The following is a 10,697-nucleotide window of genomic DNA, read 5'->3' on the forward strand; positions in this document are numbered from 1 at the left end:
ATGCGAATTCTAAAAAAAATAGATAAAGAGAGTATAGCGGGATTAGGGTTTCTAACACCTGCAATTATATTGATTTCATTATTTGTAATAGGTCCTATGCTGATAGCATTTTCATATGGATTTACAGATTATCATCTATTAAGACCTCATGCTAAGCAGTTTATAGGCTTAGATAACTTTAAATATATGCTAGAGGATCCAATAATGTTTAAAAGTTTTATAAATACAACTTTATTTGTGGTTTTAGTTGTTCCATTACAACTTTCGATGGCTTTGGGATTTGCTTTAATAATCAATAAAAAGTTTAAAGGAAGTGTAATTTCAAAGCTTGCATTTTTCTCACCAGCTGTGTTATCACTTGTTGTAATCTCAATTTTATGGAGTATCTTACTAAATCCAAATTCAGGATTATTGAATCAATTTTTAGAACTTTTAGGATTCGAAAAACAGCCATTTCTTCATAGTGTGACTCAAGCCATGCCAACAATAGCGTTTATTTCGGCTTGGTCAGGATGTGGATACCAGATGCTTATATTCCTTTCTGGTTTAAAAAATATTCCAAATGAACTGTATGAAGCTGCAAAAATAGATGGAGCAAATAGATTCCAAAGTTTTATATATGTGACATTGCCATGTTTAAAGCCTATAACTGTATTTTTAGTTGTTACAACAATAATCGGAGCCTTCAAACTTATTGTTCAACCTATGGTTATGACAGGTGGTGGACCAGACAATGCAACTATGACGATTTTACAATATATATATGAATATGGATTTAGACATAGAAATACCGGATATTCAAGTGCAGTAACGATAGTCTTTGTAGTGATGTTAGTTATACTATCATTAATATTTAAAAAGTTTATACATGAGGAGGATTAAGATGAAAAGTAGATTGAGTTTAAAAAAAATAGGGTTTCATGCATTTGTATTGAGTTTATCTTTACTTTTTATACTTCCTTTATTCTGGATGATATCCTCATCATTTAAAACTGAACAGCAGATATACTCAGATATGACATCGCTGAGAGCTTTTTTTCCGAGTATTAAAAACTTTACGATTAAACCTTATACAGAGTTATTGGGTTCATACAATATCTTTAGAAATATGTTAAATAGTTTATTTTATTCTGTTATAACAGTAGCTTCAAGTTTGGTTATTAATTCATTAGCTGGTTATGCTTTAGCTAAAATGAAGTTGCCTTTTAAAAAGATATTTATGATAGCTATTGTTGGACTTATTATTGTTCCTACAGAAGCTACTATACTACCGATGTATCTGATAGTAAATAGATTGGGATTAGTAAATACTATTCCAGGAGTTATACTACCTTTTTCGGCGAGTGTTATGAGTATATTTTTGTATAGACAATATTTTTTAAAGTTTCCAACAGAACTTATTGAAGCTGGAAAAATTGATGGATTGTCGTCAGTTCAAATATTTTTTAGAATTGTAGTTCCAGTGAGTATTCCAATATATATAACAACTGGAGTCTTAGCTTTCTTAGCCTCTTGGAACGATTTCTTATGGCCAGTTATGGTAATAAGTAGAGAGAGAATGATGCCGATTCAAGTTGCCCTTAGTGCAATATTTGCAGATAGAGAGAATATATTTACAAACCATATGATGGCAGGATTAACCCTAGCAACTATTCCTGTAATTCTTATATATCTAATTTTCCAAAAATATATTGTTCAAGGAATAGCAACAACAGGGTCAAAAGGATAAAATTAAAAGATTAAAATAAAGATATAATAAAAGGAGATAAAAGATGGATAAAAGACCAAAGCTTCATTTTACACCACCTAAAAATTGGATGAACGATCCAAATGGATTATGTTTTTATAAAGGAGAGTACCACCTGTTTTATCAGCACAACCCTGAGAATTGTTATTGGGGAAATATGACTTGGGGACATGCAAAGAGTAAAGATCTTTTCAGTTGGGAGCATTTAGATTATGCCTTAATTCCTGATAAAGGGTTTGCAGATGAGGATGGATGTTTTTCAGGAAGTGCTTTTATAGAAAATGATGAATTATATCTAGCTTATACAGGTATTGTAATGACAGAGAAAAAAATAAATGAGCATGGTAATCCGGTTACAGCAACGGATGATTCGATGATATCAACTCAACTGTTTGCAAAATCAAAGAATGGAATACATTTTGAAAAGTTAGAAACTGAAATAGTTGCGCCTGAAAATTCTTGTAAAGCTCATTTTAGAGATCCTAAAGTTTGGAAAAAAGATGGAGTTTATTACATGGTTGTTGGAGCAAAAGAATCTGGAAAGGGAAAAATTCTTCTATATAAATCTGAGGATTTAAAAGATTGGGAAGTTTTGAGTGAGATAAAGAAAGATGATTTTGGATTTATGTGGGAGTGTCCGGATATGTTCAGTTTAGATGGGAAAGATGTTTTGATCTTTAGTCCTCAAGGAATAGGGCAGAATGGACAGGAACATATATCGGGATATTTTGTTGGAGAGCTAGACTATGGAACTGGAAGTTATAGCTTTGATAAGTTTAATCTTTTAGATTATGGATTTGAATACTATGCTCCACAAACTTTTTTAGATGAAAAAGGAAGAAGAGTGTTGATAGGGTGGCTTGTTAATCACGCACCACTTCCAGGAGAGAATTGGTCAGGGATGATGACACTTCCAAGAGAGTTGAAAGTGATAGGAGAGAGATTATATTCGTATCCTGTAGAAGAGATATTGAGCTACAGAAAAGAGTTGATTCAAGTAGGCAGTGTAACTGAAAAGAGTATCGAAATACTAGACGGTGCTTTTGATATGGAGTTTAAAGTTAATTTAGATAAGGATTTCAATTTAACAATATTTAAAAATAAAGTTGAAGGATTGGAGTTATCTTGGGATGAGAAAACATCAGTTTTAACTTTAGATAGAACTGGAGTTATAAATGGTTTTAAACCATTAGAAACATTTGGAGTTAAAAGAGAGTTAGAGATTTCGAATAGAGGCGTTGTTGATTTTAGAGTGATAGGGGATAAAAGTGTTGTTGAAATCTATGTAAATGGTGGAGAGTTTGTAATGTCATCTGTAATAAATAGAGATAAAACTCAAAATAATATTTTTTTCAAAGGAGAGTTTGAAGATATAAAACTTTGGAAAATTTAAATAAATTAAAACAAGACGGGAGTAAAAAATGAAAAAGATGTTGATGGTTTCAATGGGGTTATGTGCTTTGATGTTTGTGAGTGAAAACGGGTATGCTCAAAATATTGAGGAAGTTGTGGTGATTGAAAAAAGAGGTGGGGACTCTGGAATTGAAAACTATGACGAAAATCAAATTAGATTCTTTGAATTGGAAAAAGAACTTAACTCTTTAAAAGGAAAAGAGTTAAATTTTACAGGTTTTATAGGAACAAAAGTTGAAATAGAGCAACTTTCGGGAGATGTTGACGCTGGAAAAGTTAAATTTATTTTAGCTGAAGGAAGTATCAAACATAAAAATTATGATAACTGGTCAATGTATTACAATGTAGCTAAAGAGCAGATTTTCAGCTCGAAGATGTGGGATAGAAGTAATAGCCCACAAAATACAATCGTTGAGATTGTGCCGAGATATCAAAAATCATTTAACAATGATAAAGGTTTTGGAGCTTTCGAATTTATTTATACTTCAGAAAGCATAGACAATAGAGATGCAGTTAAATTAAAGCCCTCGGTTTACTACAAGCTAAATGAAAAGTTAGCTTTAAACAACTCGTTTCTTATAGGAAGAGAGTTTAAAGGTGGGTATGATGATTATGAGTTAATCGAGTTAGAACCAGGATTTGGGTATAAGTTGAGAGATGATTTCGGTATGGGTATAAATTATTTCTTTAAATGGGGTCAGACATCAAACGAAAGATTCACAGAAAGAGAAAGATTTTTTAAACCATATGTATGGAAGAGTTTCAAAGGCTTAGGATTAGGTTTGTCACTGTGGGGAGAGATTGGTCCATATAGCAATAATGATGGTGCTAGACACAACAATACAAAGTTTGGAATAACAGGAAATAAAACTTTAACAGAAACATTAAAGGTTGTTGGAGAGGTAAGTTATAAAAGAGAGGAGCAAAAAAGCTCTAAGAAAGATATAGATGTAACTTTTGTGATGCTAGGATTACAGTATAGTTTTTAACATAAAAAAAGACCAGAATTAAATTTTCTGGTCTTTTATAATTTTTTATAAATTTCGCCTCTATTACCAGCTAATAAAACTTCGATTATTACAATCTGTCCATTTACAACTTTGAAAATTATTCTATAATCTTTTATTCGCATTCTCAAAAGTCCTTTAAATCCTTTCAAAGCTTTTATATCTGTATTTGGATTTTCATTTATTATATTTTTTTTAAACATCTCTTCGATATCTTTATGTTTAGTAAAAAATTTATTTGCACTCTTAGAGTAGTTAAATTTACACTTCAACTGTTTCACTTCTTTCTATCGTTAGATCATCGTCAGTTAAAGAGCTTAAAGCCTCTAAAATTTCTGCTTCTTCCTCTTCATCTACATATTCAGTAATACTGTTTAATCTATAAAAAATACTATTTTTTCTTTTTTCAAGAGCCATCTGAATTCCCTCTCTTATTAATTCACTCATACTCTCATCATATATTTTAGAAACTTTTTTTATATCATCTATCAACTCTTGATCCAGTCTTAAATTAAAACTATTTTTCATAATTCACCTCTCAATAATATCATTGGTATATTGTATATACAATATACCATAAGTGTATATAAAAATCAAAAATTAAATTATTTTTAATATGAAAAGAGACCAGAAAAATTAATTCTGGTCTCTTTATATATTATAAGTAGTTTATGGCAATTTTATTGTGATATTATAAGTAGTTTTTGTAGATCTCTTTTGCTCTTTCAACTTTCTCAGGAGATAACTTTCCTAGAGGCTCTTTACAGAATCCAGCACTTACACCTTGACACTTTAAAAGCTCCTTTAAAGTTTGGAACAGTCCGTTTCCGATAACAGCTTCGATCATATCGTTAGCTTTTCTTTGTAACTCTCTAGCTTCGTCAATCTTTCCTTCTTTTGCAAGAGTGAATATCTTCTTAGCGTTTAATCCATTTACGTTGTATGTACTTCCGATAGCTCCATCAACATTTAAAACAGTTGCAGAAAGTAGCATCTCATCGAATCCAGAGTATAATAGCTTATCAGGGAAAGCGTGTCTTAATCTCTCCATTAAGAAGAAGTTTCCTTCTGTAAACTTAACTCCGATGATGTTCTCGTTTTCGAATAACTCAGCAAATTGAGGAACAGTCATGCTAACTCCAGTTAAAAGTGAGATTGAGTAAAGAATCATCTTGTTGTTAGTTGCATTTGTAATAGTGTTGTAGTAGTTTTTGATCTCCTCAAAAGTAAACTTATAGTAGAAAGGTGTTACAGCAGAAAGAGCGTCATACCCTAAATCAGTTGCATACTTTCCTAACTCTACAGCTTCATTCAGATCTAAAGATCCAACTTGAGCGATCATAGCGATCTCTCCTTTACACTCATCCATAGCGATTTCGAATATTCTTTTCTTAACCTCAGTAGGTAACATAAAGTTTTCCCCTGTACTTCCACCAACGTATAATCCATCCACTTTCATCTTGTCGATGTTATGTCTAACAGTCTCTCTTATTCCCTTTTCGTCGATATTTCCATCCTTGTCAAAAGCTATAAGTAGTGCTGAGAAAATCCCTTTTAATCTATCCATAATCAAACAACTCCCCTTTTTAGTTCTGTACGCTTTCTAGATGTTTCCAACTATGAACGCGTGAACATTTTTTATTTGAGTCTAGAATAATCCTTTTTTTTCGAAAAGTCAACAAAAATTTTATAAATTTTTTAAAAGTTTTTTTTGCAATTAAAAAATCCCTTATTTTACAAGGGATTTAAAAGCGACAATCGGTTTTATAAATTGATGCTCAACAGATTTTCTATTTTTATATAGAGTTTCAAACATAATTTTTCCAGCTGTGTAACCGATAGTTGAGAACTGCTCGTTTATAGAAGCGTATATAACTTCATTTCTAACGTAGTCGTTCACCTCAGGATTTCCAGCTATTCCAACTATTTTGTAGTCATTTTCAGGATGTAGTAGCTCGCTATTTTTCTTTATAATTTCAAGTGTGTATCTATTTGAGAAAATCCCCCTGATATCCTCAGTCAGATACTTTTTCAAAAAATTGTGAGAGTTTAAAATATCTTTTTTCGCTTCGACAACTCTTATGCTCTCTCTTTGAAGAGAAGATGTAAAACCTTTGTAGTACTCTTCAACTGAAACCTTATCCCCAGGGAATTTAAGTACTAATACTCTCTCTTTTTTTCTCAGAACTCCCCTCATAATATCCCCACTGATTTGACCACCCATGTAGTAGTTCGCTCCAACATGTGGGATAGATTCTGAAAGTACGTTGTCTAAAGAGAGAAACTTCACACGTTCATTTTCTAGAACTCTTTTCATAATCTCATTTTTTAAGAGTGGGGTGATTATAATCCCAGCAGGCGAAAGATTGTTTAATACCCAATCGAGTTCAGTGATTTGAGATTCAGGGTTATCGATAGAGGTTTCGACAATCTCTATTTTATAACCAAACCCTTTATTTTCACTTTGAAACTCTAAAAGCCCCTTTTTCAGCTCGTCACTGTAGTGGTTAACCACAGATTTTAAAAGAAAAACGTAGATGATTTTCTCATTTTTACTAGCTAGGGTACTGCTGATATAGTTTTTTTCATACCCATAAGCTTCGATAATTTTTAAAATTTTTTCACGTGTCGCAGCTTTAACATTTTCATCGTCATTTAAAACTCTAGAAACTGTTGCTCGACTCACTCCAGCTAATTTTGCAATATCCTCTTGCTTTAGCATAATATGTCCCTCCCTAAATATTCCTGCTTATATTATAAATCATTTTTTCTATTCTACAAAGAAAAATAAAATTGTTATATTTAAAAATAAATATTGACAAAATAGAACATATGATTTATCATCAAACCATAAAAACATTTATGAACGCGCGAACAAAATTCGGGAGGTAAAAAATGAGTTGGCATTGGTTTAACTGGGTAGTATTGGCATTTTACTTTTTAGCAATGGTTGGAATTGGGGTATATTTTTCAAAGAAGAATAGTTCAACTGAGGATTATTTCACGGCAAGCGGAAGAATTCCATCGTGGGTAACAGCGTGTAGTATATATGCAACTGCACTTTCATCAATATCATTTATAGCTATACCAGCTTCGGTTTTCAAAGGTGGAGCCATTATGGGGATGGCACCATTAGGAATTATTTTAATGGTTATTTGGGCTGCGATTGTGTTTGTACCATTTTTCAGAAGTATAAACGTAACGACAGCATATGAATATTTAGGAAAAAGATTTGACAATGGATTTAGATGGGTAGGAAGTTTATCATTTATTCTGTTCCATCTTATAAGAATGGCTGTGGTACTTTACTTACCAACACTAGCTTTAAAAGAAGCTCTGCCAGGTATAAATCCAACTCTTTTACTAGGAGCGGTTTCATTCCTTTGTGTTGTTTACACATCTATGGGAGGAATTGAAGCTGTAGTTTGGTCGGATGCGATTCAAACTATCATCCTACTTTTAGGAGCATTTTTAATCATAGTTATTGGATATAACGCTGCACCAGATGGTCTTTCAATGGCATTTAAAACTCTTACTGAAAATGGAAAAACTATTCCAGCTTCAGCTTGGAAGTTCTCATTGACTGGAACAACTTTTGTGGGGATTTTATTCGGTGGATTCTTCAACGCTATCTACTCATATGTGGGATCACAAGATATCGTTCAAAGATATAACACAACTAAAAATGATCACGAAGCAAAGAAAAGTTTATATATGAACGTTCCACTTCTTTGTATCAGTGTGTTGATCTTCTCGGGAATGGGAACAGCACTTTACCTATTCTTCAAATTTAAAGCTGTATTACCTGCAAATATAGATGGAAACGCTATCCTTCCATATTTCGTAATTAACTATATACCTGTTGGATTCTCAGGGGTTATCTTAGCTGCAATCTTTGCTGCTGCTCAATCGACAGTTTCATCGAGCTTAAACTCACTATCGACTTGTGTGACTTCAGATGTAGTAGCTCCTTTAAGAAAAAATCTAACAGATAAGGATAAACTAAATATTGCAAAAGCTGTGAGCTGGGGAGCTGGAATCATAAGTACAATTCTAGCTATCAGATTCTTACAAGCTGGGCAAGGAGATATGTTCTTATACTTCCAAGCTATAACTGGACTATTAGGAGGACCGATAGCTGGTCTGTTCTTAGTTGGAATCTTCAGTAGAAGAGTTGATAGTAGAGCTGCTTGGGTAGGATTCTTAATATCGGTATTAGTGGCTATATATATTGGAAACCCAGCGGGATTAGTTACAAAATTTGTTCCGGGGTACACAAAGCCAGCTGTATTTGAGTTACTGATTGCCTTTATTATAATGGCATCTTGTGTTATACCAGCTTGGTTAGCTTCATTCTTCTTCGGAAAAGCTGAGGATAAAAAGATTGCTGGATTGACATACTTCACATTTAGAAACAAAAAAGCTTCAAAAGAGTCAAAAGAATCAAAATAAAAGAGTTCATCAATAAAGGTTGATGAAACATCAATTAAGTTCTCATAAGGATTTACAAAAATCCCCAAAATATATTTAAATAAAAAAAGCTGTAGAAACTCATCTTCTACAGCTTTTCTTTTTAGTATTAATAAAGTTTTAGAGATATCGTAGAAACGAAGGCTCCAACGTATGAAACATTAAGAGATAGGTAGTCAGTGATATCATACCCAACTCCAACGTTTGCTCCTATTATGTAGTCTCCACCGATATTTGTGTTAAACTTAGATTTTTTTATAACCTCACCAGTCTCGTTGTCATAGATATAGTTCTCTTTCTCATATCCTTTTACAACTCCAACTCCAAGTGTGAAGTAGAAATCATTCAATTTTTCGAATGGTCTTAAGTACTTTCCAGCAGCTAAAACATATGAATCATTGTCAAAACTATTTTTAAAATATCCAAAGCTAATCCCAAAATCTTCTAGTGGTCTATATTCAAATCCAATTAGGTTAGTGTCGTTGTTGTAGATGTCATTGTCATTAGTATGAGTCGTATAGATACTTCCAATAAGTCTCAATTCAGGTTTAAATATCTTTACTTCAGATACCTCTTCTAAAGTTACACTCTCTTCAAATGTAATCTCATTTTTAGTGTCTAAAGGAGCAGCTAAGGTGTTTATCTCTTTCCCGAAAGTTAAACTCCCTAAAACACAAAGTGTTGTCATAAGTTTTGTTACAAATTTAATTCTAATCCCTCCTAGTACAAAAGTTGTTATTTTTTTCACACGTTAAACATGCACTATATTATACATGATAATATGTTAATCGTCTACAAATCTAAAAAGAAATAGCGAGATATATAAAATTACAACTCCTTGACTTTTAACTCTAGTAACTATATTATATTTGTTTTTTACTATATTATTAGTGAACTAGGAGGAGCATTGAAACGTTATATTGGAGCGTTAAATTTTTTATTTATTTTTTTAGTTTTCAGTACCTTGTGATTCGATGTACCACTTAATAGTTTCAATTGTTGCTCCACCAGTGCTAAGTATGCAGTAAGAATTACTCCAAAATACGGGTTTCCAATAGTAGGCTCTTAAATAATCAGAATGTTTTTTTCTAATTAATCTCGAAGAAACAGTTTTAAATGTATTTACTAATTTAGCGAGTTCCACTTGTGGTGGACATTCGAATAATATATGTAAATGGTCTTCTTCTCCATTCACCTCCAAAACACTACCACCTTTAACACTTAACAATCTTTTTGATATTTCTTTTAGATCTTCTAAAATTTCATTATTAATACATTTTCTACGATATTTTGTAATTACAACTAAATGATATGTTAAGTTATATATAGAATGTCTATTCTTTTTAAATTCTACAGTCATCAATCATTACTCTCCTTTACAACTAATATGAAATGTGATATAATCATACCACATAATTTTAAGTTTGAGGAGGTGTTAACTATGAAGAAATATAATTTAGCTTTTAAATATAGAATATATCCTAATGAAACTCAAGCTAATACAATCAATGCAACTTTTGGTTGTACTAGACTTGTGTATAATAGATTTTTAGCTCAGAGAAAAGAACTCTATGAATCTGAGAAGAAATCAGTAACTTACAATACTCAAGCGAAAGAATTGCCGCTACTTAAAAATGAATTACTATTTTTGAAAGATGTAGACTCAATCGCATTACAACAATCTCTTAAAAACTTAGATGCAGCATATAAGAATTTTTTTCAGAAAAGAGCTGATTTTCCGAAATTCAAATCTAAAAAATCTAGTAGAAAATCATATAATACTGTTTCTACAAATGGAAATATTAGAATTGAGGGCAATTCTATAAAACTTCCTAAGCTAGGTTTAGTTAAAATTAAATTTCATAGAGCGATACCTCAAAATTATGTAATCAAATCAGCCACTATTAGCCAAGAACCTAATGGGGCTTTTTACGTTTCTGTACTCACAGAATTCGTGGCAGATATAGTTCCTGTACCTAGCGATAACAATATTGTTGGGCTTGATTTTTCTATGAAAGAATTGTTCGTTAGCTCTGAAGACCAAAGAGCTGATTATCCAA

Annotated in this window: 12 protein-coding genes; 6 read left to right on the forward strand and 6 right to left on the reverse strand. The window is 32.0% G+C overall.

The window, feature by feature from the left end:
- From L992_RS08560 to L992_RS08575, 4 genes are read left to right on the forward strand one after another with little or no spacing between them, the layout of a single operon-like run.
- On the forward strand, nucleotides 1–882 hold the full coding sequence (locus tag L992_RS08560) for a carbohydrate ABC transporter permease (RefSeq protein WP_047395664.1): 882 nt from the start codon (nucleotides 1–3) through the stop codon (nucleotides 880–882).
- Between the two features lies 1 nt (nucleotide 883).
- Nucleotides 884–1,729 carry a carbohydrate ABC transporter permease gene (locus L992_RS08565; RefSeq protein ID WP_047395667.1) on the forward strand — a complete coding sequence of 282 codons (846 nt, stop codon included), beginning with the start codon at nucleotides 884–886 and terminating at the stop codon, nucleotides 1,727–1,729.
- A 43-nt stretch (nucleotides 1,730–1,772) separates the two neighbouring features.
- Nucleotides 1,773–3,140 carry a sucrose-6-phosphate hydrolase gene (locus L992_RS08570; RefSeq protein WP_052193950.1) on the forward strand — a complete coding sequence of 456 codons (1,368 nt, stop codon included), beginning with the start codon at nucleotides 1,773–1,775 and terminating at the stop codon, nucleotides 3,138–3,140.
- A 28-nt stretch (nucleotides 3,141–3,168) separates the two neighbouring features.
- Complete coding sequence (locus L992_RS08575; RefSeq protein WP_047395670.1) at nucleotides 3,169–4,149, forward strand: OmpG porin family protein; 981 nt, start codon at nucleotides 3,169–3,171, stop codon at nucleotides 4,147–4,149.
- Nucleotides 4,150–4,184: 35 nt separating this feature from the next.
- Here the strand turns inward: L992_RS08575 and L992_RS08580 are convergent, their stop codons facing one another.
- The 4 genes from L992_RS08580 to L992_RS08595 all read right to left on the reverse strand — a co-directional run bounded on the left by L992_RS08580 (nucleotide 4,185) and on the right by L992_RS08595 (nucleotide 6,910).
- Nucleotides 4,185–4,448 carry a type II toxin-antitoxin system RelE/ParE family toxin gene (locus L992_RS08580; protein WP_081982802.1) on the reverse strand — a complete coding sequence of 88 codons (264 nt, stop codon included), beginning with the start codon at nucleotides 4,446–4,448 and terminating at the stop codon, nucleotides 4,185–4,187.
- Nucleotides 4,429–4,695: a hypothetical protein gene (locus L992_RS08585; protein ID WP_047395676.1), complete on the reverse strand. Its 267-nt coding sequence runs from the start codon at nucleotides 4,693–4,695 to the stop codon at nucleotides 4,429–4,431. Before L992_RS08585 ends, L992_RS08580 begins: the two co-directional genes overlap by 20 nt.
- A 163-nt stretch (nucleotides 4,696–4,858) precedes the next feature.
- Nucleotides 4,859–5,734: an N-acetylneuraminate lyase gene (locus L992_RS08590; protein ID WP_047383809.1), complete on the reverse strand. Its 876-nt coding sequence runs from the start codon at nucleotides 5,732–5,734 to the stop codon at nucleotides 4,859–4,861.
- A 162-nt stretch (nucleotides 5,735–5,896) separates the two neighbouring features.
- Nucleotides 5,897–6,910 (reverse strand): LacI family DNA-binding transcriptional regulator, encoded by a 1,014-nt coding sequence (locus L992_RS08595; RefSeq protein WP_369797074.1) that lies wholly within the window; start codon nucleotides 6,908–6,910, stop codon nucleotides 5,897–5,899.
- 152 nt (nucleotides 6,911–7,062) lie between these two features.
- On the opposite strand from L992_RS08595, the gene L992_RS08600 reads away from it, so the two are divergent.
- On the forward strand, nucleotides 7,063–8,619 hold the full coding sequence (locus L992_RS08600; RefSeq protein ID WP_047395682.1) for a sodium:solute symporter: 1,557 nt from the start codon (nucleotides 7,063–7,065) through the stop codon (nucleotides 8,617–8,619).
- Between the two features lie 127 nt (nucleotides 8,620–8,746).
- Here L992_RS08600 and L992_RS08605 read toward each other — a convergent pair whose 3' ends face one another.
- Together L992_RS08605 and tnpA are read right to left on the reverse strand one after the other, a co-directional pair.
- On the reverse strand, nucleotides 8,747–9,385 hold the full coding sequence (locus tag L992_RS08605; RefSeq protein WP_156110669.1) for a hypothetical protein: 639 nt from the start codon (nucleotides 9,383–9,385) through the stop codon (nucleotides 8,747–8,749).
- Nucleotides 9,386–9,586: 201 nt separating this feature from the next.
- Complete coding sequence (gene tnpA / locus L992_RS08610; protein WP_047383805.1) at nucleotides 9,587–9,997, reverse strand: IS200/IS605 family transposase; 411 nt, start codon at nucleotides 9,995–9,997, stop codon at nucleotides 9,587–9,589.
- Nucleotides 9,998–10,078: 81 nt separating this feature from the next.
- Here tnpA and L992_RS08615 point away from each other — a divergent pair.
- The coding region (locus tag L992_RS08615) for an RNA-guided endonuclease TnpB family protein (protein WP_047395688.1) at nucleotides 10,079–10,697 on the forward strand (619 nt) is incomplete at its 3' end.

The organism is Cetobacterium sp. ZOR0034, from assembly GCF_000799075.1.
GTDB lineage: Bacteria > Fusobacteriota > Fusobacteriia > Fusobacteriales > Fusobacteriaceae > Cetobacterium_A.

Excerpts from the sequence above, each read along its gene's own strand:
- L992_RS08585 (WP_047395676.1), bottom strand. The coding sequence starts at position 4,695 with ATGAAAAATAGTTTTAATTTAAGACTGGATCAAGAGTTGATAGATGAT.
- L992_RS08560 (WP_047395664.1), top strand. The coding sequence starts at position 1 with ATGCGAATTCTAAAAAAAATAGATAAAGAGAGTATAGCGGGATTAGGG.
- L992_RS08570 (WP_052193950.1), top strand. The coding sequence starts at position 1,773 with ATGGATAAAAGACCAAAGCTTCATTTTACACCACCTAAAAATTGGATG.
- L992_RS08590 (WP_047383809.1), bottom strand. The coding sequence starts at position 5,734 with ATGGATAGATTAAAAGGGATTTTCTCAGCACTACTTATAGCTTTTGAC.
- L992_RS08575 (WP_047395670.1), top strand. The coding sequence starts at position 3,169 with ATGAAAAAGATGTTGATGGTTTCAATGGGGTTATGTGCTTTGATGTTT.
- L992_RS08600 (WP_047395682.1), top strand. The coding sequence starts at position 7,063 with ATGAGTTGGCATTGGTTTAACTGGGTAGTATTGGCATTTTACTTTTTA.
- L992_RS08565 (WP_047395667.1), top strand. The coding sequence starts at position 884 with ATGAAAAGTAGATTGAGTTTAAAAAAAATAGGGTTTCATGCATTTGTA.
- tnpA (WP_047383805.1), bottom strand. The coding sequence starts at position 9,997 with ATGACTGTAGAATTTAAAAAGAATAGACATTCTATATATAACTTAACA.